Below are 26565 nucleotides of genomic sequence, written 5' to 3'. Positions count from 1 at the left end.
TTAGTCGGCGTGGTAGTTGGGTGCTTCTTTGGTGATCTGCACGTCATGGACGTGCGACTCACGGATGCCAGCACCGGTGATTTGTACGAACTCTGCGCGAGCATGAAGTTCCGCAAGCGTCGCACAGCCGCAATAACCCATGCCTGAACGGATGCCACCCTCGAGCTGGTGAACAACGGACGCGACGGGGCCTTTGTACGGAACGCGCCCTTCGATGCCTTCCGGGACCAGCTTTTCGGCGGCGTTCTCGGTGTCCTGGAAGTAACGGTCCTTGGAGCCTGCCTGCATGGCGCCCAGCGAACCCATGCCGCGATACGACTTGTAGGAGCGCCCCTGGTAGAGGACGACTTCGCCGGGCGCCTCCTCGGTGCCCGCGAACAAGCCACCGAGCATGACGCAATCGGCGCCGGCTGCCAGTGCCTTGACAATGTCGCCCGAATAGCGGATCCCGCCGTCAGCAATGATGCCGACGCCTGAAGAGTGGATCGCGTTGGCCACGAAATCCACGGCGGTAATCTGCGGCACACCGACGCCCGCGACCATGCGTGTTGTGCAGATCGAACCCGGTCCGATACCCACTTTCACCGCATCAGCGCCGGCGTCAACCAGCGCCTTGGCGGCCTCGGCGCTGGCGATGTTGCCGCCGATCACCTGTGCCTGCGGGTAGTTGCGTTTGACCCAGTTGACGCGATCAAGCACGCCTCGCGAATGACCGTGTGCCGTATCGACCACAACGAAGTCAGCGCCCGCCCCCAACAGAAGTTCCACACGCTCTTCGGTACCTTCACCAACGCCAACCGCCGCACCAACTCGCAGTCTGCCCTGTTCGTCCTTACAGGCGTTGGGATGCTCGGTCGATTTCTGGATGTCCTTCACCGTAATCAGACCACGCAGCTCGAATGCCTCATTGACCACCAGCACACGCTCAAGACGGTGCTTGTGCATCAGTGCTTTTGCCTCTTCGATGCTGGCGCCTTCCCTGACGGTGACCAGCCGCTCGGCCGGCGTCATGATGGCAGTCACTGGTTGATCTAGATTGGCTTCGAAGCGCAGATCGCGGTTGGTGACGATGCCGATAAGGCGCTTGCCCTGAAGCACCGGCACACCCGATATCTTATTGTCGACGGTGATGCCCAGTACATCGCGAACTGATGCATCGGGGCCAACAGTAATGGGATCTTTCAATACGCCCGACTCGAAGCGCTTGACGCGCGCCACCTCACGTGCCTGATCCTTTGCCGGCAGATTCTTGTGGATGACCCCGACGCCACCCGCCTGCGCCATCGCGATGGCGAGGCGTGACTCGGTAACGGTATCCATCGGCGCCGACAACAATGGCAGACGCAGACGCACCTGCCGGGTCAGCCGGGTGCCGAGGTCAACGTCGCGGGGGAGGATTTCGGAGTAACCGGGGACGAGCAGTACGTCGTCGAAGGTGAGGGCTTTGGCGCGAATGCGCATTTGAAATTCCCAAAAACCGTATTCTACTCAGCTACTTCGGCAGCCCCGGAAGCAGCCATACTACTTCTGGTCGCCGGCTTTTTCCGGTTTGGCGTCCTTGTCGGCTTTGTCGGCCACAGCGCCTTTCTTTACTTCAACCTTGATGCGATCTTTCAGCGCCCCAAGGTACGCGGTTGACAGGTCACCACCAACCTGGGACGCCAGACGCTGGCTCAGTGCTTTCAGCTTGTCTGGCGTCGGCGCCTCGGGTTCGACAACCTTCAGCACTTTCACTACCGTGTAACCGCCAGCGTCATTGGTGCCACCCACCACAGCGCCGCCTTTGGCGAGGTCAGCGGCGAAAATTTGCTTGGCAAGCGCAGCGTTGACGCTAGGCAGCGGCGCCTGGCGTACGAGCTTTTGCGCGGCACCGAACGTGAGCCCGGCATCCTTGCCGGCGGCGAGGGCAACGACTTTCTCAGCTCCCGCTTTGGCAGCGAGCTCCGTGGCGAGCTTGCGCTGCAGTTGCTGGGCGATTTGCGCCTTCACGTCATCGAACGGCCGTACTGCCGACGGTTTATAGTCAACCACGCGCGCGGAAATCAGGCTGTTGTTGCCGAGATCGATGGCTTCCGAGTTCTTCTTGGCTGCGACGTTGGCCGGCGCAAACACGGTTTGCACAAACTTCTGGTTGCCTGCGGCGATCGCCTGCACTTGCGCGCGCGTCAGCCAGTCTGTCTTTTTCACCTCAAGCTTGAGCTCCTCCGCCAGTTTGGTATAGCTGTCGCCTTGCTCATAAACGCGGTTCTGGAACTTTTCAGCGTTTTCGGCGAAGAGCTTCGACGCCTTCTGCTGCTTGATTTCGCCTTCGAGTTGCGCGCGAACTTCATCGAGAGGGCGCGTCCGCTCCGGCTTGACTTCGACGAGGCGAATAATGTGGAAGCCGAAATCAGACTCGATCGGACCGCGGACTTCGCCCGCTTTCATGGCAAACACGGCCTCTTCGAAAGGCTTCACCATCTGGCCACGGCCAAAAAATCCCAGATCACCGCCCTGCGCAGCAGAACCCGGGTCCTTCGACTTCTGCTTCGCCAACTCGGCGAATTTCTCCGCGGAGGTAGCGGCCTGCTTCGTCAATGCCTCGGCTTCCGCGCGTACCGCGTCTTTCGCGGCGGCCTTTGGCTGGCCCTTTTCGTCCTTGTCGACGCTCAGCAGGATATGGCTTGCACGCCGCTCTTCGGGCGCTGAAAACTCCTTGATTCGCTTTTCATATTCCGCCTTCAACTCATCGGCCGAGACCGTAGCCACACTCTGAAAAGCGGCCTGGTTCAGCTGGAGGTACTCAATCTTGACTTGTTCCGGCGCCCGATAGGAGTCCGGGCTTTTGTCATACTCGGCCTTGATCAGAGCGTCATCAACCTTGGCCTGCGCGATGAAGGCGGCGGGCTCCAGCGTCGCCACCTGGATTTCGCGTCCCTGCTCTGTGAGCTTTTGATAGAGCGCAGCCTGGGCGGCGCTAGAGAAGTTGGTGCGCGTCAGTACGTCCTGTAGCGGCTGCTGCGCCAAATCACCACGGAGGCGTGATTCGTAGCTCAAACGGGTGAAGCCGTTCGCACGCAGCAATTCGTCGTAGCGCGCTTCAGAGAATTTGCCCCCGTCCTGAAAATCAGGCACTTCGAGAATGGTCTTGCGCAGCTGCGCGTCGGGCGCGGTCAGTTTGAGGTCCTGACCAACCACTTGCAGCAGGCGCTGGTTCACTACGCCATCGAGCACCTGTTGACGCACTTCCGGGTTATCGAACATGGCCGGATCAAAGCTCTTGCCCAGCACCCGGCGCATCTGATCCTGTTGCGCACGCAGCGCGTTCTCGAACTCCTGCGGCGAGACACCCTGGCCACCAACCGTAGCGACATCCTTGTCGCTGCCGATATTGCGCACGTAGCTGTCGACACCAACAAAGGCGAACGGCAACACCAGCAATGCCAGGACAAACTGGACGAGGCGTTTGTTTTTGTGAACGAAATCAAACATGGGCTTCTTCGAAAAAACGCTGTCCGTCGTGAGCGGGCAGCTGGCCTGGAACGATCCGCAACGGGCGACTGCAGTTGCTGACTGACATTGAAGGCACCTGTCAATCTCGGTGCAGATACAAAAAAGGCGAACTTCCGTTCGCCTTTTTCATGTCATCTGGTTGGCGGAGTGGACGGGGCTCGAACCCGCGACCCCCGGCGTGACAGGCCGGTATTCTAACCAACTGAACTACCACTCCGCTGTGATCGCCCGGCACTTGCATACCGCTTGATCTGGTGGGTGCTGAGGGGATCGAACCCCCGACATTCGCCTTGTAAGGGCGACGCTCTACCAGCTGAGCTAAGCACCCGAACCCGACACTTTTTTATCAGTACCGAGTGAGGGTCGCCGGAATTTCACAATTTCTTGTTTCGATCCAGCGAAGCCTGCTAGTTTATCGCATCTTTCAAAGCTTTGCCAGCGCGGAACTTCGGAACCTTGGCTGCCTTGATCTTGATGGCAGCGCCTGTGCGGGGATTGCGCCCGGTGCGAGCCGTACGCTTGCCAACGTAAAAGCTGCCGAAGCCGACGAGCGTCACGACGTCGCCTTTCTTCAGCGCCACCGAGATTGCCTTGATCGCTCCGTCAAGTGCACGCGTTGCGGCGGCCTTCGACACGTCTGCGCTCTTGGCGATGCTCTCGATGAGTTCTGCTTTATTCATCTTTGTTGTCCCCTTTCACCATTGGTTTGGACTTGAACAATATTCCGCTTCAACTGCCGTCGGTGCAGCGTGTGTGAAGCGAGGTTTGAAAAACGTAGGGCGCGAGTCTACTACGAAACGCGCGCGATGCGCCGCTGCACGGCGCTTTCATCGACTTGCATCAATGCTTTACAACTGTTTCTGCCTGCACTGCCGGTTCCGCGGACGAGGGCGCAACGACTGCGGCAACATCATCCGACAGCGGCACTGGCGAGCGCTCCAGCGCAACGCTCAGGACCTCGTCGATCCATTTGACAGGCCGAATTTCCAGGACATTCTTGACTCCGTCCGGAATGTCAGCGAGGTCCTTGACGTTTTGCTCGGGAATCAGAACTGTCGTCAGGCCGCCGCGCTGGGCGGCGAGCAACTTTTCTTTCAGCCCACCAATCGGCAATACCTCTCCGCGCAGCGTAATTTCACCGGTCATGCCAACTGTCGCCTTTACCGGGATGCCAGTTAGCGTCGAAACGATGGCGGTGGTGATCGCAATACCGGCGCTCGGCCCGTCTTTCGGCACCGCGCCTTCCGGGAAGTGCAGATGCAGATCATGCTTTTCGTAGAAGTCGGGCTTGATGCCAAGTTTGCGTGCTCGGGCGCGCACCACGGAAACAGCCGCTGCCACGGATTCCTGCATGACGTCGCCAAGTTTGCCGGTGTGACGCACGCCGCCTTTACCAGGTAATGCCACCGCCTCAACGGTCAGCAGGTCGCCGCCAACTTCGGTCCATGCCAAGCCATTGACCTGGCCGACCTGATTGATCTTCTCGGCGATCCCGAACGTGAATTTGCGTACGCCCAGATAATCGGAGAGGTTCTCCGCGGTAATGGCCGAAGAGGCCTGCGTCTTGTCGGTCAGGATGCGCTTGATCGTCTTGCGGCACAGCTTGGAAATTTCACGTTCGAGCGAACGCACGCCAGCTTCTCGAGTGTAGTAACGGACGATGTCGCGGATGGCGTCTTCACGCACGTCAATTTCACCGTCCTTGACACCATTGTTTTTGATTTGTTTCGGCAGCAGATATTTCTGCGCAATGTTGACCTTTTCGTCCTCGGTGTATCCGGACAGCCTGATGATTTCCATCCGGTCAAGCAATGGGGCTGGCAGATTGAAGCTGTTGGCGGTTGCCACAAACATGACGTCGGACAGATCAAAGTCCACTTCGACATAGTGATCGGCGAACGTGTGATTTTGCTCGGGATCAAGTACTTCGAGCAACGCCGACGCCGGATCGCCGCGGAAGTCCTGACCCATCTTGTCGATCTCGTCGAGCAGGAACAACGGGTTGCGCACTCCAACCTTCGACAGATTGGTCAACACCTTGCCCGGCAGCGAGCCAATATAGGTGCGACGGTGCCCGCGGATTTCAGATTCGTCGCGCACGCCGCCCAATGACATACGTACGAATTTCCGGTTCGTAGCTCTGGCGATCGATTGACCAAGCGATGTCTTGCCCACGCCGGGCGGCCCCACAAGGCACAGAATCGGCGCCTTAACCTTGTCCACACGTTGGTGCACTGCGAGGTATTCAGTAATGCGCTCTTTGACCTTTTCGAGTCCGTAGTGATCGGCCTCCAGTACGTCAATCGCCTTGCGCAAGTCTTTGGAGACCTTGCTCTTCTTTTTCCAGGGCAAGCCGGTCAGCACATCGAGGTAGTTGCGGACCACCGTTGCCTCAGCTGACATCGGCGACATCATCTTGAGCTTCTTGAGCTCGGCCTCGGCCTTCTCCATGGCCTCTTTGGACATGCCCGCTGCCTTGATCTTTTTCGAGAGCTCTTCGATCTCGGCCTGATCTTCGCCTTCGCCCAGTTCTTTCTGGATCGCTTTTACCTGCTCGTTGAGGTAATACTCGCGCTGGCTCTTTTCCATCTGACGCTTGACGCGACCGCGGATGCGCTTTTCAACCTGCAGGATGTCGATTTCCGCCTCGATCAATCCCATCAGATGCTCGATGCGTTTGGCAACCGATGGTAACTCCAGCACTTCCTGCTTTTGTTCAAGCTTGAGAGGCAAATGGGCCGCGATTGAATCCGCCAGGCGGCCGCCGTCGTCGATACCGGCCATCGAGGTCAAGATTTCGGCCGGAATTTTCTTGTTCAGTTTGACAAACTGGTCGAAATTCGCAAGCAGCGCACGGCGCAACGCTTCCACTTCGGCCGTTCCGTCCTCGGTGGAACCCACAGCACGGGCTTCTCCGGAGAAGAATTCGCCGTTGTTGGTCAACGCGGTCAGCAGCGCGCGATGCAGCCCTTCTACCAGCACCTTGACAGTGCCGTCCGGCAGTTTGAGCATCTGCAGTACCGTCGCCACGCAACCGGTTTCATAGAGATCCTCGGGCGTGGGGTCGTCCTTGGCCGCCGATTTTTGCGCGACCAGCAGAATGTGCTTGCCACTTTCCATCGCGACTTCAAGTGCCTTGATGGACTTCGGACGCCCGACGAACAGCGGAATCACCATGTGCGGGAATACCACCACGTCGCGCAGCGGCAGCAGCGGATAGCTCAGCGTTTCGTCGCTATCGTGTAGTTCAAGGTTCGATTCAGACATGGCGAACTTTCATAACTTCGCGCAAACCGCGCGGGCCGAAGAGGCCATATGGTTGCCGCTCAGGCAACCTTGCTTGGTTCGCTGTAAATCAGTAAGGGGCGTGCAGTATTCTCGACCGTCGATTCGTCAATCACCACACGTTCGAGGTTTTTGAGCGACGGCAAGTCGTACATGATGTCAAGTAGCAGCGATTCAACTATGGATCGCAAGCCACGCGCGCCAGTGCGTCGCTTGATCGCACGCCGGGCGATCGCTGCCAGCGCACTGTCGCGGACTTCCAGCTCGACGTTTTCGAGGCGGAACATCTTCTGGTACTGCTTGACCAGCGCATTCTTGGGACGAACCAGGATGTCGATGAGTGCCGATTCACTCAACTCATCCAGCGTCGCCACCACTGGCAGTCGCCCGACAAGCTCAGGAATCAATCCAAAGCGGATCAGGTCATCGGGTTCGGTGTCACGCAACAAAGTACTGATTGTGCTGCGATCATCCGGTGAGACAACTTCAGCGCCAAAGCCGATTCCCGTTTTCACTGATCGTTGGCGAATGATGCGGTCAAGCCCTTCAAACGCACCGCCTACGATAAACAGGATGTTCGCGGTGTTGACAGTGACAAATTCCTGGTTGGGGTGTTTGCGCCCGCCCTGTGGCGGCACTGACGCGTTGGTACCTTCGATCAGCTTGAGCAATGCCTGCTGCACGCCTTCGCCTGATACGTCACGGGTGATCGACGGGTTCTCGCCCTTGCGCGAAATCTTGTCAATTTCGTCGATGTAGACAATGCCACGCTGCGCCCGCTCCACATCGTACTCGCAGGTCTGGAGGAGCTTCTGGATGATGTTCTCGACGTCTTCGCCGACATAGCCAGCTTCGGTCAAGGTGGTGGCGTCGGCGATGACGAACGGAACGTCAAGCAGCCGCGCCAGCGTTTGCGCCAACAGGGTCTTGCCGGATCCAGTCGGCCCTACCAGCAGGATGTTGCTCTTGGCCAGCTCAACATCGTTGTCCTTGAGGTTGGCGTCGATCCGCTTGAAATGGTTGTAGACCGCGACAGAGAGTATCTTTTTTGCGTGCTCCTGCCCGATCACGTACTGGTCGAGTTTGTCGCGGATTTCGTGCGGCGTCGGGAGTCGCTTGGTGCCACCCTTGTCTGCGGTTTCGGCCTGGACTTCTTCCTTGATGATGTCGTTGCAGAGGTCGATACACTCGTCGCAAATGAACACCGAAGGGCCAGCAATCAGTTTGCGCACCTCATGCTGACTCTTGCCGCAAAACGAACAGTAGAGAAGCTTGTCGTTCGAAGATTTTTCGGCCATAAAACTAGTTGATCAGGCAGGACGCCACATGCGTTTCTGGCAGTGTAGCGCTTTGCCGAAACAAGCGCAGGCACACGCATAGACGGAACAAAATGCCGGCCCAGTGGGGCAAAAAAGTGTTGTACCGAGGTCGTCTGGCGCCGCGCAAGCGGTTGCCGTTCAAAACGACATCAAGGCTACCGGTACTGCGGCCGGCTTGGTCAGACTGCTTCGCCTCGGCTTTCGAGTACGCGGTCAACCATGCCGAATTTCAGCGCTTCGTCGGCAGTCATGAAGTTGTCGCGGTCGGACGCACGGTCAACTTCCTGAAGATCCTGGCCCGTGAACTCAGCCATGTGTTTGTTGTAGCGCTGCTTCAGGCGAACGATGTAATTGGCATGTCGCTCAATGTCAGAGACCTGACCGGAGAAACCACCCGAAGGCTGGTGGATCATGACGGTGGAATTGGGTAGGGCAAATCGCTTGCCCTTGGTTCCCGCTGCCAGCAGGAAGGCCCCCATCGACGCCGCCATGCCGATGCATAGCGTACTGACATCAGGCTTGATGAAACGCATCGTGTCGAAAATTGCCATGCCCGCTGACACCGATCCACCGGGCGAATTGATGTAGAAGCTGATGTCCTTCTCGGGGTTTTCTGACTCGAGAAACAACAATTGCGCCACGATCAGATTGGCGGTCTCGTCGGTCACCGGACCGACCAGAAAGATCACCCGTTCCTTGAGCAGTCGCGAGTAGATGTCGAATGCACGTTCGCCCCGGCCACTCTGCTCGATGACCATCGGCACCAAGCCAAGTCCCTGCGGGGCCACGGAGGCGGTCGCAAACGGATCAACGGCACCGATGCTCGCGAGGTGGGCAGATGGTGGATTCCACAGATTCATGAGGTATTCCTGTTGGCGGAGCGTGCCGGGAGAATTCCCGGCCCTCAACCAATGATTGCGACCAAGCGAAAGATTTCAATACTGCGCCAATTTGGTCGGCGCCGCAATCGAATCCACCAATCAGGCGGCCTGGCCGATCAGCTCGGCGAACGGCACCACTTTCTCGCTGACTTTGGCCTTGGTGAGCACGAAGTCAACCACGTTCTGTTCGAGAGCAACCGCTTCAAACTCCGACAAGCGGCGCTCGTCCTGGTAATACCAGGCAACAACCTGCTCCGGCTTTTCGTAGCTTTGCGCCTGCTCGTTCAGCAAGGCACGCACCTGTTGCGGTGTTGCCTGCAGGTTGTTGGCGCGCACCAGCTCACCGACAATCAGGCCCATCGCAACGCGATCGGTAGCTGCGGGCTCAAATGTTGATGGCGACAATTGCGCGTCAGCTTCCTTGCCGCCACGCGACTTCATTTCCTCAATGGCGGCCTGGACCATGCGGTCAGCCTCCGCTGCTACCAGTGCCTTGGGAATTTCGAGCGTCGCCTGAGTGCGCAGGCCCCGGAAAACCTGGTCGCGCACGCTTTGAAATACACGGCGCTTGCGTTCAAGTTCAAGATTGCCGCGGACCTCTGCTTTCAATGCATCGACGCTGCCACCGGAAACGCCGAATGCTTTGGCAAACTCTGAGTCAACCTCGGGCAGCACCGGCGCTGAAACTTCCTTGGCGGTAAGTACGAACTTCGCGGTCTTGCCCGCGACATCCTTGCCGAAATAGTCGGCAGGAAACGTCAGCTCAAATGTCTTCGTTTCGCCTTTGGTCAAACCGTGGGCCGCAGTTTCGAATTCGGGCAACATGCGACGTTCGCCAAGGACCATGGCGAAGTCTTTGGCAGAGCCGCCCTGAAAAGCAACGCCGTCGATCTCACCGGCGAAATCAACAATCACGCGATCGCCGTCAACGCTCGCGCCATCCTTCGGCTCGTAACGGACACGCTGCTTGCGCAAAGTCTCGATGGTGCGATTGACGTCTTCGTCAGAAACCTCGACGATGGGACGCTCAATGGCAAGCGCACCGAGGTCAGCAAACTGGACTTCCGGGAACACCTCAAAGGTCGCGGTGAACTGGAAGTTCGCTGCGTCGGCTGCGTCCGCCTTCGGTTCAATGCGCGGATAACCGGCAACACGAAGCTGGTTCTGCTCGACCACTGCGCCGAAATTCTTGTTGACCTCGTCGGACAACACCTCAGAGCGCACTTGCGGCCCGTACGTAGACGCAACCATCTTCACCGGCACCTTGCCCGGACGGAAGCCGGACATCTTGACCGTACGCGCCAGGCGCTTGATGCGGGACTCGGTTTCCGACTCGATAGCGGCTACCGGAATGCTCATCGTGAAGCGACGCTCAAGCGTGCTCAGTTGCTCGATCTGCGTGGACATGCTTTTCTTTCCATCCGAACGCCGTGCCTGCGTTCGCTCAAAGTTTTCTCAAAACATCTGGTGGCTGCACGCTGCGCGCAGTCAACGGCAAATTGCCGCCACTGCGCCCGCGCTGGCGGGCAGCCGAAGCCATCATGGTGGTGCGAATGGAGGGACTCGAACCCACACACCTTGCGGCGCTGGAACCTAAATCCAGTGCGTCTACCAATTCCGCCACATTCGCTTAACCTTCTATTATAGCTACCCCTAACTGCGGCCCTGGCCGTATTCCTGTCGCCATGGCGGTCGATCAGCACTACGAAAATTTTCCGGTTGCGTCGGTGTTGCTGCCCCGGTCAATTCGACCCCATGTCGTCGCCATCTACCGCTTTGCCCGGCATGCCGATGACGTCGCTGACGAGGGCAATGCCGCGGCTGAGGAACGTCTGGAGGCGCTGGCAAGCCTTGATCGTGAAGTACGCGCCATGTTCGCGGGAACACCGGCGTCAGAACTGTCGCTGCCAACCGTACGTGCGCTGCACGGGTTACGGATCGCTTACCCGCAGATGACGGCCGAGCCGTTCACCGACCTGCTTTCTGCCTTTGCCCAGGACGTGGTTAAAAAACGGTACGACGACTTTCCGCAGTTGCTGGACTACTGTCGACGCTCTGCCAACCCGGTCGGACGGCTGATGCTGGCACTGATACAGGTAGGCGACCCGCAGGCGCTACGCGCCAGTGATCAGATTTGCAGCGCACTGCAACTCATCAACTTCTGGCAGGATGCAGCCGTTGACGCATCGCGGGGACGAGTCTATGTACCGCAGGAAGACTTTCGCGCGCTCGGGCAAACAGACGCGAGCTTCCCGCAGTATCCGGCGCATCGTGCGCTAGTGCAGCGGCAGTGTGAACGAACTCTGGCAATGATGACGGAGGGCACGACGCTGCTGCGTTTTCTCTCCGGGCGATTCCGGATTGAAATAGCCATGACCATTGCCGGAGGACTGCGAATCCTGGAAAAGATCGCCGCCAACGACTACGATGTGACACGGCGCCCGGTGTTGCGCTGGTACGATTTGCCCCGCCTCATCATCATCGCGTGGACGGCCTGGCGCAGGTCGCGACGCCAACAGCCGGCCAGCCACTCATGACTCCCGACGAGTATTGCCAGGACAAAGCAGCACAGTCTGGCTCCAGCTTCTATTACGCCTTCCGGCTGCTACCTGCTGACCGGCGACGCGCCATCACCGCCTTCTATGCTTTTTGCCGCGAGGTCGACAACATAGTCGATGAAGTGAGCGATGTGGACGTCGCACTGAGCAAACTCGCATACTGGCGACGCGAAATCGACAACCTTTACGCCGGACAGCCGCAACATCCGGTGACGCAAGCGCTGTCGCCGCACATCGCTCCACTGCACCTGCCACAGACGGCCTTGCATACCGTGGTAGACGGCATGCAGCAGGATATCGACAAATCCCGTTATCTGAATTTCGACGAGCTCGCTTCATATTGCTACAAGGCGGCGGGCGTGGTGGGCGAGGTGAGCGCCCGCATCTTCGGCATTGCCCGGACCAACAATCCGGCCACACTCGAATACGCTCGCACGCTGGGCGAAGCGCTACAACTCACCAATATCATTCGCGATGTCGGAGAGGACGCGCGGCGCAATCGCATCTACCTGCCGCAGGAAGATCTGGATCGGTTTGGGGTGTCATCGTCGTCGCTGCTGCGTGGCCAGCCGAGCGGTGATTTTCAGGCGCTCATGCGTTTCCAATTCGAACGGGCAGCAGGAACTTATGAGCGGGCCTATGCATTGCTCCCGGCAGAAGATCGCCGGGCGCAACGGCCGGGCCTGGCGATGGCAGCAATCTATCGCGCCCTGCTCGACGAAATTCGGCATGATGGCTTTCGGGTGCTCGAACATCGTGTCGCGCTGACGCCCGTGCGGAAGCTCTGGATCGCGTGGAAGACCTACCGTTTCGCATGATGCGCATAGCAGTCGTCGGGGCTGGTTGGGCCGGCTGCGTGGCAGCCCTGACCCTTGCGCGGCGCGGCCATGCACTGACAGTCTTTGAGGCGGCGCGAATAGCCGGTGGTCGCGCGAGACGGGTGGAACACAACGGTCGCACATTCGACAACGGACAACACCTGTTGCTTGGCGCTTACCAGCGTACGCTCGCCGTCATCGCGAGCCTGCATGGTCGCGATGACGAGTCGGCGTTGCAGCGACTGCCGCTACTGCTGCAGACCGCGCCACGCCTTCGCCACGAAATTCTGGTGCGTGCGCCGGCGCTGCCGGCGCCGCTGCACTTGCTCGTTGCCCTGGCCTGCGCGCGGGGTCTGACGATTTCCGAACGCGCGGCGACGTTGCGTTGGGCTGGACTCGTTCTTCGCGGCAAATCGCCAGTGGACGAGTCATGGACCGTTGCAGAGCTGATAGCAGCACAGCCCGCCGCCCCACGCGACCTGCTGTGGTCCCCGCTGTGTGTGGCAGCGCTCAATACGCCAGCCGAGAACGCGTCGGCCACCGTGTTCGTGGAAGTACTGCGAAGATCATTCAATGGCAGCACGGAGAACAGCAGCCTCGTGGTCCCGCGCGCTGATCTGACTGAACTGCTGCCAGCACCGGCGTTACGTGAAGTAGCGACGCTTGGCGGTGAGCTGTGTCTCGGCGCGCCAGTGGAGAGCGTCTCCCGCGCCGGGCTGGCCGGGGCGAGTGTCCGGGTCGCGGGCGTCGAGCGACGGTTCGACGCCGCAATCATCGCCACCGGGCCGCAACATGTCGCTCGGCTGCTGCCTTGGGACACATCGGGGCTCGCGACAAACCTGGCATCGCTCCGTTACGAACCGATCAGCACCCTGCATTTCGAATTTGCGTATGTGTTTCCGGGCGTTGATCCGGCGGTTCCCATGCTGATGCTCGATGGCGATCCGGGGCAATGGCTGTTCTGGCATCAACTGCCCAATGGTCATCAGCGGGCCAGCGTCGTCATCAGCGCCCATCATCGAGAGGAGCCGGAAGCGGCCATCGCAGCGGCAACGCTCGCGCAACTGCAACGCAGCTACCAATTGCCGGCACCGATCTGGCAGCGCCTGATTACCGAGAAGCGTGCCACTTACGCCTGTACCCCAGTGCAGCGGCGCCTGTTGCAGGCGCTACCCGCGCAAATCGGCTGCATTTACTTCGCCGGGGACTGGTGCGTTCCCGAGCTGCCGGCCACCCTGGAGTCTGCCGTTCTGTCAGGAGAGCGGGCTGCGGCCAGATTACAAGGAGACTTCGATGCCTGAGGAAAATTTCGTCGCAGCCCCGCGTGCTACGCGCCACGTCTTTGCCTACGGTTCGCTGATGTACCCTGCGGTGTGGTCGCGGGTCGTGCGTGGCCAATATCGTTCGCAACCCGCCACCGTCAAAGGCTTCCGGCGCGTCTGCGTGGATGGGCACGAACATCCGGCGCTGGTCGTCGCACCACTCGCGGCACCGCTCACCGGCGTGATTTACTTTGATGTTGGCAGCGACGATCTTGCGCGCCTCGATCACTTTGAGACCAGCAACTATGCTCGCGTTCTCATCGCGGCCACTGTCAATGGCGATGCGATCGCAGCGGAGGCCTATCTGGCCCTCAATGTCGAGGCCCTGATTGACCGCGACTGGGATGTCGCGCACTTTGAACAGACGGGGCTATCACGCTTCCTTGCCGGCTACGCGACTGACAACGCACCGCCCGCTTAGGCACCACCCGCGACGGCGTGCTGTCTCATTCGAATGGCACGATCACGGCAACCCGGCGATTGCGGGCACGCCCCTCGGGAGTGTCATTGCTGGCGAGCGGGCGATCAAAGCCGAAGCCGCGGCGTTCAAGATTTTCCGGCGCAAAACCGTTATTCGCCATTGCTGTGGCGACAGCCTCCGCCCGGCGACTGGACAGCCCGCGATTCATGTCAGCGCTGCCAACATTGTCGGTGTGACCGAACAGTCGCAACCGGGTGATGCTCAGTGCGTGCAGATCCTTTGCCAACTGCGCAAGCCTGGTTCTGGCACTGTCGTTGAGCACATCGCTCCCGGTATCGAACAGCAGCGGCCCGGGCAGATTGAGCACGTAGCCATCCTCAGTCCGCTCAAAGCCGAGCGCCGCCAGACGGGCTTCTCTCGGCGGAGGCACCGAAGTTGGCGAAGCAGTGCTCGCACAACCGGCCAGAACAGCAACCAGCAATAGCGTCACCAGTACCCGAACAGCGTTGTGAGCTCCAGCAGTGTAGGAACTGATCATGATTTTCCCGTCTGTGATTTGCGCCCGCTTGCGGTCAGGCTGACAACATTGGAGGGCAGTCGCAGCGCCGCTGGATTGCGCGGCACGTTAGTCGCACAGCCGACCCGTATCGAGTCGTCACTGGGCAAGGCCTTGGCCCGGTACATCGCGAGGTCCGCAGCATGTACCAGCGTCTGCACATCCTCGCCATGATCGGGAAACACGGCTACACCGATGCTGGCCCGGACGGGATTTGACCATCGATCTTCCGGCAGTGCGATGCCCAGCCACACCGTCAGGCGCTCGCCGAGTCGGACGGCATCGTCTACGCTCGTGATATTGGGCGAAATGACTACGAATTCGTCGCCCGCGAGCCGGGCGAGGAAGTCGGTGCCGCGCAGTGCCCGGCGAATGCGGGCTGCCGTCGCACGCAACGCGGCATCGCCAACCGCGTGACCGTATTGATCATTGATCGCCTTGAGATGATCAAGGTCGATAAACAGCACCGCCAGCGGCCGCCCCGTTGCATTGGCCTGATCGATCGCCTCATGCAATCGCGACTCGAACAGCGGCCGGTTCGGCAGTCCGGTCAGCGAGTCCGAGAACGCCATCGTTTCCAGATGCGCGTTGGAGGCCTTCAGCTCGTACTGCTTGCGCTTGAGTTCGCGATTTTGTTCGGCCACCTGCGAAACCAGGCGCTCGAAACTGCCAGTCAGCCGGTTCACCTCGTGCGCCCCACTCTGCGGCATCGGGGCCACAGTAGCCAGGTTGCGCAATTTGCTGACCTCCTCTGCCCACGCCGTCAGCTCGGCAACTGGCCGCAACATCGCGCGGCTCAGACTCTGGGCAACGATTACGCCAGCAGGCGCAGTGATTCCAAGCACAATGCCAAGTGTCATCAGCGCTCGACTGACGGCAGCCTGCAGGGCATTCTGATTCGGATTCACCACCAGCGTCGCCAGCAGCGGTCCGGCGCCGCCGGCGGCATCGTCGCGCAAGGGATATTGCACCGGCGAAGCATCAATCACGCTGGTGACAAGCCGCGATACTTCAACGAGCGTTGACGGAAAGCTTGATTCGCCGGGGGCGACCACTTGAGCGACCAGTTTGCCGTTGCGGTCAAACACGGCAACCGAATCGTGTCCGGGACCAGTATCGAAGACGCGCAGCGAATCGGCGATCACGTCGTAGCCACCGAAGCGCACGGCAGCGGTGATGGTGCTGGAGGCAACATTGGCCTGAGTCAGGGCGGACAGACGACTGTGCTCGATCTGGGCACGCAGGAACAGGGTTGCCAGCGTCAGACCGGCCAGCGCCAGCATCGCCAGCAAGGTCAGTACCGTGATCAGCGTCGCGCGACGGGCCAGCGAGTAGCGGCTGAAGAATTCCCGCAAAGTCATCGCGATTCTCCGGTGCCGGGCGCTGCTTTGGGCTTCTGACTGAGGCGCAACGCAGCAGCCGCGATGTTCAGATTAGTGCGTTGCAAGGCTTCAAGATTGATCTCAAAACGCCAATCGGTACCGACCCGATAAGCGCCGACTACGCCACCGTCAGCGGTGAAGTCGGCAAAGTTGCTGAGCGTCAATATTGGCTGATCAGCCGCAACCGCCAGCCAGTCGCGCGGCGCCGGACGTACGTCGGCATTGAGCCAGAGCACCATGCAACCGGGGATTTGTGCCGGCGTGGCGATTTGACGCCACTGCACCGGGAGCCCGCGAATGGACACGTTCTGATCGGTCACGAGCGCGTTGGTCGTCATCGCACCGCCGTGCGCATAACAAACCGTCAACTGCTTGCGCGTCGGAGAGGCTGGCCAGGATGTGTAGCGCGACAGGTTAAGGATCAGGTCGGAGACATCACCACTGCCATCGGCAGCGTGTACGGTACCGCTGGCCAGTGCGCAGAACGCCGCCGCCGCAGTCAGGCTGGCTTTGGCGAAAGGCACAGTCACCATGCGCGTCATACCGCCGCCGTCGCGCAGCATCGCCGACCAAAACGACAAAGGCGACCCTAAGGCCGCCCAGCGTAGGCCTGACCCGTCGGTCGGGTCAGGGCGTATCGGAAGCAGCCTTGGAAGAAGCCGCCGCAGGCGATGTTGCATCCGCCTTACCCCCGCTGTCTGCGCCATCGGTGGACACTGCAGTGCCTGCCGATGAGTCACCTCCACCACTTCCAGGCGTGTTGTATGTCTTTATTGCACGCACCGGACGGCCGGCCATGATGTCGGCAATCTGGTCGGCGTCGATGGTTTCATATTCCATCAGCGCCGCCGTCATGGCCTCAACCTTGTCGGCATTGTCTTTGAGGATCTTCGTCGACACTGCGTACTGCTCATCAATGATGCGACGGATCTCGAGATCGACCTTCTGCAGCGTCTCTTCCGAAACGTTGCGCGTCTGGGTGACGCTGCGGCCGAGAAAAACCTCGCCTTCGTTTTCGGCATAGACCATCGGGCCGAGCAGGTCGCTCATGCCGTAGCGGGTCACCATGTCACGCGCGATCTTGGTCGCGCGTTCGAAGTCGTTCGAGGCGCCGGTGGAGATGTTCTTCACGAACAGATCCTCGGCGATGCGGCCGCCGAACAGCACCGAGATCTCGGTCAGCATCTGGTCCTTGTACAGCGAGATGCGGTCACGCTCCGGCAACTGCCAAGTGACGCCGAGTGCGCGGCCACGCGGGATGATGGTGACCTTGTGCACCGGGTCGGCCTTGGGCAGGCTGGCCGCGACGATCGCATGGCCCGATTCGTGGTACGCCGTGGCGCGCTTCTCGTCCTCGGTCAGCACCATCGACTTGCGCTCGGCGCCCATGTAGATCTTGTCCTTGGCGCGCTCGAAGTCTTCCATGTCGACGAGACGCTTGTTGGCGCGCGCCGCGAACAGTGCCGCCTCGTTCACGAGGTTGGCAATGTCGGCACCCGAGAAGCCCGGGCAGCCACGTGCGATCACGTGTGCCTTGACGTCGGCGGCGATCGGCACCTTGCGCATATGGACTTGCAGGATCTGCTCGCGGCCACGGATGTCGGGCAGCGGCACCACAACCTGGCGGTCGAAGCGGCCCGGACGCATCAGCGCCGGGTCGAGCACGTCCGGACGGTTGGTCGCGGCGATCACGATCACGCCCTGCGAGCCCTCGAAACCATCCATTTCGACGAGCATCTGATTCAGCGTCTGCTCGCGTTCGTCGTTGCCGCCGCCGAGACCGGCGCCGCGCTGACGGCCGACCGCGTCGATTTCGTCGATGAAGATGATGCAGGGCGCGTTCTTCTTGGCCTGCTCAAACATGTCGCGGACGCGGGCCGCGCCAACGCCGACAAACATTTCAACGAAGTCGGAGCCCGAGATCGAGAAGAAGGGTACCTTGGCTTCGCCCGCAATCGCCTTGGCGAGCAGCGTTTTGCCGGTACCCGGCGAACCGACCATCAGCACACCGCGCGGAATGCGTCCGCCGAGCTTCTGGAACTTGCTCGGGTCTTTCAGGAAGTCGACGATCTCGGTCACCTCTTCCTTGGCCTCGTCGCAACCGGCGACGTCGGCGAAGGTGATCGAATTGTTGGTCTCATCAAGCATGCGCGCACGGCTCTTGCCAAAGCTGAAGGCACCGCCTTTGCCGCCGCCCTGCATCTGGCGCATCATGAAAATCCAGGCGCCGATCAAAAGCAGGATCGGACCGAACGAGAACAGGATGGAGGTCAGGATCGATTGCTGCTCCTCCGGCTTGCCGGAGAACTTGACGTTGTTCTTGAGCAGGTCGTTGATCAGGTCCTTGTCGTAGCCACCGGGGATGTAGGTGACTTTTTTGCCGTCGGAAGTGCGGTATTCGACGTTGCGGCCCTCAATGCTCGCCTCGGAAATCTTGCCGCCGCGCAGCTCCTCGATGAACTGCGAATACGCCACGGCGTCGCTCTTGCGGCTCGATTTGTCAAATTGCTGTACGACAGTCAGCACGACGAGACCGATGACGACCCAGATACCAATGTTTTTGAGCATGTTGTTCACGCGACACTCCGGTGACGGCCAAGCCCGCAACAGGCGGGGAGAGCGGCAGCCACACTTACCTACGATTTTAAGGGCGGGGCCGGTTTTTCAAGAGTGGCGCCGAAACGATCGGGCAAACCTTTGACTTGTGTCGTCAAATGCCGACAAAGTGCCTGATTCAGCGCGATCCACCATCGGCGCACGGCAACCAACAACCGATCACGGCTTCCGGGCGTGAAAAACGCAGGGACGGGTACGCTTCGACCCGTCTGGCGCAGACCGATGCCCACCCGCTACGGCTCAACATCTTTCTTCGTAAAGCGCCATTCAACGAGGGCTCAGCACGTCAATAGGCAGATTATCGACTTTGCATGGAATCTGGATACAGGCCCTATGCATAGGTCGTTTCAGCGAAAAGATGCTGCAGCGTATGCGTGCGCTCACCACTACCGCAAGCCACTGGCCAAAAGGTATATCTCTGCACTGCGATCACGGGATGCGTCGGGTTTTCGGCTGACCACCGTCTTGAATTGCTGTTTGAGCTGCTGGAAAAATTCCTGATAGCCCGGCCCCTGATACGCCTTGGTCAAGAACTTGCCGTCGGGCTTCAGATGGGCCAGGGCGAACTCGGCCGCCAATTCGCACAGGTAGATTGCACGCGGCGAATCAATTGCAGTCACGCCAGTCATGTTCGGCAGCATGTCGCTCATGACCAGATCCACTTTGGCTCCGCCCAGCGCTGCCTCCACCTGCCGCAATATCTGCTCATCGCTGAAGTCGCCCTGAATGAACTCGACGTGGTTCATGCCCTGCATTTCCAGCAAGTCGATGGCCACAATTTTGCCGCTGGCGCCTACCTTCCTCGCCGCTACCTGACACCAGCTGCCAGGCGCCGAGCCGAGGTCGACAATCACGCCACCAGTACGCAGCAGGCGATCTTTCTGGTCCAGCTCAATCAGCTTGTACGCGGCACGCGAACGATAACCTTCCTGCTTCGCGCGCTGCACGTACGGGTCGTTGACGTGCTCGACCAGCCAGTCCTTGTTTGACTTGTGACGTTTGCCTGCAGGATTGAGCATGAGGGACCGGGAGCGATAGGGCCAAAGCGGGTGCCAAGCCCCGAATTATCGGTCTTCGAGCAACTGCCCCATGCGCAGGTGGGGTTTGCCGCGAGATAATTGCAGCCAATTCCGCCGAACAAGAAATACGAAAGCTCACATGGCCCCCACCTCCAGTCTGTCCTCCAGCGCCCGCCGCGCCCTGCGCGCGGCTGCGCACCATCTCGACCCGGTGGTGATGATTGGCCAGCACGGCCTCACCCCCGCCGTGCTGCATGAGATCGACCTCGCACTCACCGCGCATGCGCTGATCAAGGTGCGCGTACAGTCAGACGAGCGCGAGACGCGCGAGGCCTTCCTTGCCGAGATTTGCCAGAAAATGGGCTGCGAAAGCGTGCAGCATCTGGGCAAACTGCTGGTGTTGTGGCGCAACGCGGGTGACAGCGGTAATGACGATGTCGCCGCCGGTCAGGACGCTGTTGCAGTCAAGGCTTCGTCTGGTCGCGGTCCACGCAGCAAGCTGCCACGCCAGGCGGCGGCCTCGGCCCCGCCATCGCGCGCGCCCCGCAGCGCTGGCCCGCGTGACACCGACGAAGGCCGCAGTGGCCGCGAAGGCAATGCAACTGGAGAGCGCCGTCGCTTCGGCGACCCGGTCCCGCCACCGCCGCGTCGCGAAGGCTGGGCGCCGAAAAACCGGCGCAGCGCGGCCCGCTTCGGCGGCGACGATGGCGCGGATGGCGGCAGCAATGCCGGCTACAGTCGCCGCCGTGACGCTGGTGAGGGTTTCGATGCACCGAGAGGACGAGCGCCTGCTGGCAGCGGTCGCGGCGCACCGCGCGGTGAATTTGCAGCACCGCCGCGTGGTCGCACGGGTGGCGCCAGTGGCGCCGGCGGCTCGGGGTATGGCCGCAGCGGCACCGGTGCCACTACCGGCAGTCGCTGGGGTGAACGCCGCGACTTCGACGATCGTGGCACCAGCGGTGGTCGATCACGAACGGGGGGTGATGGCGGCGGTTTCGCTGGCGATACCGGCGGCGGGCGGCGCCCGCCTTCCTCGCGGCAAGGTGGTGACAGTTGGGGCAACCGCGACGGCTTTTCCGGCAAACCGCGAGGCTTCGCGCCGCGCGGTGCAGGCGCCGCCGGCGGGCGCGGTCCAGCCAGTGGCAGCCCGGCAGCCAAGCCGCGCGCACGCCGCAGGCTCGGCTGATCGTCGGTCACTCGCGCGGCCCGACCAGTGTCAACGCCGCCCGGACAGCAATCGCGATCTCTTGTCGCGCAGCTATTTGGGCAACGAGGCAAGCGCCAATTGCAGTTGCTCAACGGGCGTCAGCGACACTGAAATGCAGATCGCATCGGTCGGCCGCTCCAGCGCATCGAACTGACTCCGCAGCAGCGACTCCGGCATGTAGTGGCCTTCGCGCGCGCGCATGCGGGCAGCGATTTCGTCGGCGTTGCCGTCCAGAAAAACCCAGTGCATCACAGCGATGTCTGCGGCCAGCGTGTCGCGATATCGCTGCTTGAGTGCCGAGCAGGCCAGCACCACGCGCTCGCCGAGTGCAGCCCGGCTGCGCAGCTCTGCATTGAGTGACGCGAGCCATGGCCCCCGGTCTTCGTCGGTCAGCGGCGTGCCGGCGCGCATTTTCTCGACGTTGCCAGCCGGATGAAAGTCGTCGGCATCGAGCGCAGTTGCACCAAGCGCATTGGCCAATGCACGCGCCAGCGTGGTCTTGCCACAACCGGAGACGCCCATCACGATGATCGGCGTTATCACCTGCGCTGACACCTCGCTCAGTCCGCCTTCTTCACCGCATGTCCACCAAATCCGGCCCGCATCTGCGCCAGCAGCTTGGCGGCATAGTCGCCCCTGCCCTGGGTGGCAAAGCGGGTGGTCAGGGCGAGTGCGGTGACCGGCGCCGGAACGCCCAGCTCAACCATCGCCTCGACTGCCCAGCGCCCCTCGCCCGAGTCGGACACGTAAGGCGCAATCGCTGCGATTTCGTCAGGTTTGCGCAGCGCGGCGGCGGTGAGGTCGAGCAACCACGAACGCACGACCGAACCGTCACGCCAGGCCTCGGCAATCTCGGCGACCGGCATCGCGAAATCTTTCTTTGCCTCCATCAGGGCGAAGCCCTCCGCGAGCGCCTGCATCATGCCGTACTCGATACCGTTGTGCACCATCTTGGCGTAATGTCCGGCGCCGACCGCGCCCGCGTGGACAATTCCCTGCGTCGGCGATGGCGCCAGTACCTCCAGCAACGGCTTCAGTCGCTGGTAATCCGCTGCGCTCGCACCGGCCATCACGCAATAGCCGTTGGCAAGGCCCCACACGCCACCTGACACGCCGACATCGGCATAGTCAATGCCGAGTGCGTTCGCTTTGCCTGCACGGCGTAACGTGTCCTTGTAGTTGGCGTTGCCGCCGTCAACCAGCAAATCCCCCTTCGCCAGTTGCGGCAGCAGTGCCGCAATGGTCGCCTCGGTCACCTCGCCGGCGGGCAGCATGAGCCAGACAATTCGCGGCGTGGCAGCAGCACCGGCAGCAAGGGCTTCGGCAATGCTGCCGGCGGGACGAACCCGAGCCTCCGTTGCGGCAGCACGCGCCTCCTCGCTCTGGTCAAACGCGACGACGTTGACGCCGCCACGCGCCCAGCGACGGGCCATGTTGGCGCCCATCCTGCCCAGACCGATCAGGACTACTTGCATCTACTTTCCTCCGCCGAAATTCTTGTCTGCTAGGGGGCAGTCTGCGTCTTGTCAGACTGGCGGCGCGACGCGCTCGACCTCTTCCACCGTGGTCAGCCCGGTCGCGATCTTGTGCGCGCCGGACGCGCGCAGCGGCTTCATGCCATCGCGAAACGCCTGTTCACGGAGTTCATCCATTCCGGCGCCGCGATTGACCAGTTTGCGCATCTCCGGCGTCATCAGCATCACTTCGTACAGGCCGGCACGCCCCCGGTAGCCGGTCATGCGGCAATCAAGGCAGCCGGCCGCCTGATAGGTGACCGCCGGTTTGCTCGCGCGATAAGGTTTGGTCAGCGCCGCCCACTCATCATCGGGGATCGTCTCCGCAGGCGCCCGACAGGTCGGACACAAGGTTCGCACCAAGCGCTGGGCCATCACGCCGACGACCGTGGAATTGACCAGATAAGGTGGCACGCCAAGATCAATCAGCCGCGTGATCGCGGTTGGCGCATCATTGGTGTGGAGGGTGGAAAGCACCAGATGCCCGGTCAGCGCGGCCTGCACGGCCATTTCAGCAGTGGCGAGATCGCGGATTTCGCCGACCATGATGATGTCCGGGTCCTGGCGCATCAGCGTGCGCACACCGTTCTCGAAGTCAACGCCGATCTGTGGCTGCACCTGCATCTGGTTGAACAGCGGCTCGACCATCTCGATCGGGTCCTCCACGGTGCAGACGTTGACCTCTGGTGTCGCCAGCGTTTTCAAGGTCGAGTACAGCGTGGTGGTCTTGCCCGAACCGGTCGGGCCCGTCACCAGAATGATGCCGTGCGGACGGGCGATCATCTGCTCCCAGCGCGCCAGATCGTCGTCGCTGAAGCCAAGATCACGGAAGTCACGCAGCAGCACTTCCGGGTCGAAGATGCGCATCACGACCTTTTCGCCGAAGGCCGTGGGCATGGTCGCTACCCGCAACTCAACTTCTGTGCCATCGGGCGAGAGCGTCTTGATACGGCCATCTTGTGGTCGCCGCTTCTCGACAATTTCCATCCGGGCGAGCAATTTGATGCGACTGACCATCGCAGTCAATACCGCCTGTGGAATCTGGTAGACCTGATGCAGTACGCCGTCGATACGGAAGCGAACAACGCCGGAATCTCGACGTGGTTCAATGTGAATATCACTCGCGCGCTGTTCAAACGCGTACTGCCACAGCCAGTCAACGATGCGGACAATGTGGCGGTCATTGGCGTCCGGCGTTGCGCCACCGGCCTGCACGCCAACCTGGACCAGCTGTTCAAACGAAGAGATGGCACTCTTGTCGTCCGCTGCCTTCTCCTGCGCACGGCGCACCGATTGCGCCAGTGCGAAGAACTCGGCAACGTAGCGCTTGACGTCGAGCGGGTTGGCAAACACCAGTTCAACCCGGCGGCGCAACAACTGCGACAGCTCGGGAATCCACGAGCGCACGAACGGCTCACTGGTGGCCACGGTCACCACTTCCGGCGTCACCGCCACCGGCAGGATGCGATAGCGGTTGGCGTAGCTCGAGCTCATGACTGAGCCAACCGCTGCGAAGTCAACCTTGAGCGGGTCGATATGCAGGTAGGGCACCTGCAACCGGCCCGCCAGCCACTCTGACAAGGCTTCCAGCGTCAACACCCGCTTCGGCGGTTTGGCGCTGCGCCACTTCTGCTCTGCAACCAGCGTCAGCGGATGCTCATAGTTGCGGAATCGGGCGGTCGTTCGCAACCCCTCAATCTGCGCGCTATCGACCAGATGGTCAGCCTCCAGCTCGCGCAAGACCAGGTCCAGCGTCATGGCGCGATCAGGTTGCGAAGGGGCCGCAGCGGGCGAAGGCGATCCGACGGGATGCAGGGGTTTCACAGCGGCCATGGCCTATTTTGCTACAGCCGGCGAACAATGCGGTCTGCCAACCGACAACTTTACGAAGGCGCAATGTTGCTGCGGACCAGACTGTCGTCAGCCGCATGCCGTTGCACCGATGTTGCGACGCATAATTGCCATCATCGTCCCGAACCGCTTTCCACATGCTCATCGACTGCGCGGCCTATATCGATGGCGTCCGTCAGACGCCGATGGACATTGAGGCAATCAGCGATTTTCTTGCTGCACCGCAACCACCCGGCGCCTTTGTCTGGGTTGCCCTGTTCGAGCCGCCACCCTCGCTGTTGAGCAAGATGCAGGAGGAATTCAACCTGCATGAACTGGCCATTGAGGACACCAATCGCGGCTCGCAACGACCGAAGCTTGAGGAATACGGCAGCACCCTGTTCGTGGTGCTGCACACCGTCGAGCGACATGGCGATGACTTTGTTGATGGCGAACTGCACATCTACTGCGGCGAGCACTTCGTGCTGACCGTCCGGCATCGCGCGGAGACTGGCTTTCGCAATGTGCGCGCGGAACTCGAGCGTGAGCCGGCATTCCTCGCACTTGGACCGGGCGCCGCATTGCACGGGCTTCTCGACACCGTGGTTGATCGCCTGTTTCCAGAGGCCGACGCGCTGGAAGACCGCCTGGACGCGCTGGAAACAACCATCTTCGACGCCCGCACCGATCGCCGGGCAGCTGCCGAATCGCTTTACGCACTGAAGCGCGACACCATGTGCGTGCGTCGCGCGGTAACGCCACTGGTTGAGGTGTGCGGGCGCTTGCTGAACCACAAGCATCCGATCTTCCGCGACGCACTGCGGCCCTATTTTCGCGACGTGCTGGACCACGTCACGCGAATTGACGAGTCGCTCGACAATCTGCGCGACATGGAAAACAGCGCCACGCAAACCAACCTGTCGCTGATCACGCTGGCTGAAAGCGAAGTGACCAAAAAGCTGGCAGGCTGGGGCGCGATATTGATGGTGCCGAGTATCGTGGGCACCATCTACGGCATGAACTTCAAGCACATGCCGGAACTGGAGTGGACCTACGGTTATCCGGCTGCGCTGGCATTGATGGTGGTCGGCGGGGCTGCGTTATGGGCGTTTTTCCGCAAGATCCAATGGGTATGAGCCAACCCGAAGCCGTGCGCCCCGGCGCAACTTCGAGTGCAGCAATCTGATCAAGGCTGGATGGGGGAAAAGTGAGTATTGCCAGTTTCCGCGTGACGCTGACGGCTATGGTGAGCCTGGCAACGCTCTGCTTATCGCCCGGCGCCTTTGCCAACAGCTTCGGCTCGCCTGTGTGTTCGATCACGCCAGCCCAGATGGATGCAGCCGACCTGACCGCAACGGTCATCAGCCCCAACGGCTGGTCAATCAACGTGCCCATCTCGTATACCGCCGGTACTCCGCTCACCGTCGCCATTGCCAACAGCAATACGAGCAAGCAGTTCCGCGGTTTGCTGCTGTGGGCGACCAATTCGGCTGGCACGCTGGTCGGCACCTGGACAGCACCCGCGGGCTACTCGACACCATCGTCCTGCGGGGGATCATCATTGACCCATACCAGCAGCACCGCCAAGAGCCAGAGAACTTTCAGTTTTGCACCGCCTCTGGCGGGTAGTGGTACCCTGACCTTTCGCGCCGTTGTGACAGAGGAATGCGGTGCCGGGAGTTGCCGCTCGTGGCATGCATTCCCGAACGCAATTTCTGTCACCGAATCGCTCTACACGCTCACTGTGGCGCGCACTGGCGATGGCACCGGTACGGTCATCTACAACCCGAGCGGGATCCAGTGCGGTGCCGTGTGCACGGCGGATTTTGTTGCCAACCAATCGGTCACCCTGCTCGCCTTGCCAGCCGCCAACTCGGTATTCACGGCTTGGCAGGACTGTGACAGCACGACCAGCGATCAATGCACCGTCGCGATGAATCGCAATCGCACCGCGACCGCCGTGTTCCGGGAAGCGCGCATGGATGTCGACGGCAGCGGCCTGCCGACCCGTTACGAGGCGGCGACTGACGGCGTGCTGGTGTTGCGCTATCTGCTCGGGTTGCGCGGCAGCGCGCTGGTGAATGACGCGCGCGCTGGCGGCGCCACCCGCGACGCTGTGCAAATTGCCACTCATCTCGATGCCCGATTGGCAGGCATGGATGTCGATGGCGACGGTAGCGTACGCGCGACGTCCGACGGGTTGCTGATCCTGCGCTACATGCTCGGCCTGCGTGGCGCCGCGCTGATTGCAGGCGCCAATCAGGGCTCGTTGACTGCGCCGCAAATCGAAGCTGCGCTGCTGACCCTGATGCCGCAACCGGCACCGTAAGCGGATCCGGGCCGCA

The 26565-nt window shown here is 61.0% G+C and carries 22 protein-coding genes and 3 tRNA genes; 7 read left to right on the top strand and 18 right to left on the bottom strand.

The features are described 5' to 3' along the window. The 10 genes from guaB to FKL89_RS05155 all read right to left on the bottom strand — a co-directional run bounded on the left by guaB (position 1) and on the right by FKL89_RS05155 (position 10607). Positions 1-1461 carry an IMP dehydrogenase gene (gene guaB, locus FKL89_RS05200; protein ID WP_156861761.1) on the bottom strand — a complete coding sequence of 487 codons (1461 nt, stop codon included), beginning with the start codon at positions 1459-1461 and terminating at the stop codon, positions 1-3. A gap of 60 nt (positions 1462-1521) precedes the next feature. Beyond that, positions 1522-3471 (bottom strand): SurA N-terminal domain-containing protein, encoded by a 1950-nt coding sequence (locus FKL89_RS05195; RefSeq protein ID WP_156861760.1) that lies wholly within the window; start codon positions 3469-3471, stop codon positions 1522-1524. A gap of 161 nt (positions 3472-3632) precedes the next feature. Then, positions 3633-3709 (bottom strand) — tRNA-Asp (locus tag FKL89_RS05190). 35 nt (positions 3710-3744) lie between these two features. Continuing rightward, positions 3745-3820, bottom strand: a tRNA-Val gene (locus FKL89_RS05185). Between the two features lie 79 nt (positions 3821-3899). Continuing rightward, positions 3900-4172, bottom strand: a complete 273-nt coding sequence (locus FKL89_RS05180; protein ID WP_156861759.1) for an HU family DNA-binding protein — start codon at positions 4170-4172, stop codon at positions 3900-3902. A gap of 160 nt (positions 4173-4332) precedes the next feature. Further along, positions 4333-6759 carry an endopeptidase La gene (gene lon / locus FKL89_RS05175; RefSeq protein ID WP_156861758.1) on the bottom strand — a complete coding sequence of 809 codons (2427 nt, stop codon included), beginning with the start codon at positions 6757-6759 and terminating at the stop codon, positions 4333-4335. A 59-nt stretch (positions 6760-6818) separates the two neighbouring features. Then, entirely contained in the window at positions 6819-8075 is a 1257-nt protein-coding gene (clpX, locus tag FKL89_RS05170; protein WP_156861757.1) for an ATP-dependent Clp protease ATP-binding subunit ClpX, read from the bottom strand. A 200-nt stretch (positions 8076-8275) separates the two neighbouring features. Further along, positions 8276-8854, bottom strand: coding sequence for an ATP-dependent Clp endopeptidase proteolytic subunit ClpP (clpP, locus tag FKL89_RS05165; RefSeq protein WP_181955227.1), 579 nt, complete (start codon positions 8852-8854; stop codon positions 8276-8278). Between the two features lie 222 nt (positions 8855-9076). Further along, on the bottom strand, positions 9077-10384 hold the full coding sequence (gene tig, locus FKL89_RS05160) for a trigger factor (protein ID WP_156861755.1): 1308 nt from the start codon (positions 10382-10384) through the stop codon (positions 9077-9079). 138 nt (positions 10385-10522) lie between these two features. Further along, positions 10523-10607 (bottom strand) — tRNA-Leu (locus tag FKL89_RS05155). A 55-nt stretch (positions 10608-10662) separates the two neighbouring features. On the opposite strand from FKL89_RS05155, the gene hpnC reads away from it, so the two are divergent. Genes hpnC through FKL89_RS05135 form a run of 4 tightly spaced genes read left to right on the top strand, consistent with a single transcriptional unit; the run spans position 10663 to position 14096 of the window. Next, entirely contained in the window at positions 10663-11514 is an 852-nt protein-coding gene (gene hpnC / locus FKL89_RS05150) for a squalene synthase HpnC (RefSeq protein WP_156861754.1), read from the top strand. Beyond that, a complete protein-coding gene (hpnD, locus tag FKL89_RS05145; protein WP_156861753.1) occupies positions 11511-12353 on the top strand; it encodes a presqualene diphosphate synthase HpnD in 843 nt (280 codons plus the stop codon). Before hpnC ends, hpnD begins: the two co-directional genes overlap by 4 nt. Then, positions 12350-13654 (top strand): hydroxysqualene dehydroxylase HpnE, encoded by a 1305-nt coding sequence (gene hpnE / locus FKL89_RS05140; protein WP_156861752.1) that lies wholly within the window; start codon positions 12350-12352, stop codon positions 13652-13654. Before hpnD ends, hpnE begins: the two co-directional genes overlap by 4 nt. After that, a complete protein-coding gene (locus FKL89_RS05135) occupies positions 13647-14096 on the top strand; it encodes a gamma-glutamylcyclotransferase family protein (RefSeq protein WP_156861751.1) in 450 nt (149 codons plus the stop codon). Before hpnE ends, FKL89_RS05135 begins: the two co-directional genes overlap by 8 nt. 25 nt (positions 14097-14121) lie before the next feature. Here FKL89_RS05135 and yfiB read toward each other — a convergent pair whose 3' ends face one another. The 5 genes from yfiB to FKL89_RS05110 all read right to left on the bottom strand — a co-directional run bounded on the left by yfiB (position 14122) and on the right by FKL89_RS05110 (position 19669). After that, entirely contained in the window at positions 14122-14634 is a 513-nt protein-coding gene (gene yfiB, locus FKL89_RS05130; RefSeq protein WP_156861750.1) for an outer membrane lipoprotein YfiB, read from the bottom strand. Next, a complete protein-coding gene (locus tag FKL89_RS05125; RefSeq protein WP_156861749.1) occupies positions 14631-16013 on the bottom strand; it encodes a diguanylate cyclase domain-containing protein in 1383 nt (460 codons plus the stop codon). The genes yfiB and FKL89_RS05125 overlap by 4 nt, the downstream gene beginning before the upstream one ends. Further along, positions 16010-16615 carry a YfiR family protein gene (locus FKL89_RS05120; protein WP_238363493.1) on the bottom strand — a complete coding sequence of 202 codons (606 nt, stop codon included), beginning with the start codon at positions 16613-16615 and terminating at the stop codon, positions 16010-16012. Before FKL89_RS05120 ends, FKL89_RS05125 begins: the two co-directional genes overlap by 4 nt. 46 nt (positions 16616-16661) lie before the next feature. After that, the gene (gene ftsH / locus FKL89_RS05115) at positions 16662-18611 is read right to left on the bottom strand and encodes an ATP-dependent zinc metalloprotease FtsH (RefSeq protein ID WP_156861747.1); all 1950 of its coding nucleotides are present in this window, start codon (positions 18609-18611) and stop codon (positions 16662-16664) included. Between the two features lie 425 nt (positions 18612-19036). Continuing rightward, complete coding sequence (locus FKL89_RS05110; RefSeq protein ID WP_156861746.1) at positions 19037-19669, bottom strand: RlmE family RNA methyltransferase; 633 nt, start codon at positions 19667-19669, stop codon at positions 19037-19039. 139 nt (positions 19670-19808) lie between these two features. On the opposite strand from FKL89_RS05110, the gene FKL89_RS05105 reads away from it, so the two are divergent. Beyond that, positions 19809-20855 (top strand): YhbY family RNA-binding protein, encoded by a 1047-nt coding sequence (locus FKL89_RS05105; protein ID WP_156861745.1) that lies wholly within the window; start codon positions 19809-19811, stop codon positions 20853-20855. A gap of 72 nt (positions 20856-20927) precedes the next feature. Here the strand turns inward: FKL89_RS05105 and FKL89_RS05100 are convergent, their stop codons facing one another. Genes FKL89_RS05100 through tfpB form a run of 3 tightly spaced genes read right to left on the bottom strand, consistent with a single transcriptional unit; the run spans position 20928 to position 24148 of the window. Beyond that, positions 20928-21419 carry a gluconokinase gene (locus FKL89_RS05100; protein WP_238363492.1) on the bottom strand — a complete coding sequence of 164 codons (492 nt, stop codon included), beginning with the start codon at positions 21417-21419 and terminating at the stop codon, positions 20928-20930. A 17-nt stretch (positions 21420-21436) separates the two neighbouring features. Then, on the bottom strand, positions 21437-22351 hold the full coding sequence (gnd, locus tag FKL89_RS05095) for a phosphogluconate dehydrogenase (NAD(+)-dependent, decarboxylating) (RefSeq protein WP_156861744.1): 915 nt from the start codon (positions 22349-22351) through the stop codon (positions 21437-21439). Positions 22352-22402: 51 nt separating this feature from the next. Continuing rightward, entirely contained in the window at positions 22403-24148 is a 1746-nt protein-coding gene (tfpB, locus tag FKL89_RS05090; RefSeq protein WP_156864553.1) for a type IV pilus assembly ATPase TfpB, read from the bottom strand. 230 nt (positions 24149-24378) lie between these two features. On the opposite strand from tfpB, the gene FKL89_RS05085 reads away from it, so the two are divergent. Further along, entirely contained in the window at positions 24379-25356 is a 978-nt protein-coding gene (locus FKL89_RS05085) for a magnesium and cobalt transport protein CorA (protein WP_156861743.1), read from the top strand. 71 nt (positions 25357-25427) lie between these two features. Next, positions 25428-26549: a reeler domain-containing protein gene (locus FKL89_RS05080; RefSeq protein WP_156861742.1), complete on the top strand. Its 1122-nt coding sequence runs from the start codon at positions 25428-25430 to the stop codon at positions 26547-26549. The last annotated feature ends 16 nt before the right edge of the window (positions 26550-26565 follow it).

Source organism: Casimicrobium huifangae, assembly GCF_009746125.1.
Lineage (GTDB): Bacteria > Pseudomonadota > Gammaproteobacteria > Burkholderiales > Casimicrobiaceae > Casimicrobium > Casimicrobium huifangae.
Note: the sequence above shows the minus strand (reverse complement) of the source record. Positions and strands in the feature narration are given on the sequence as shown.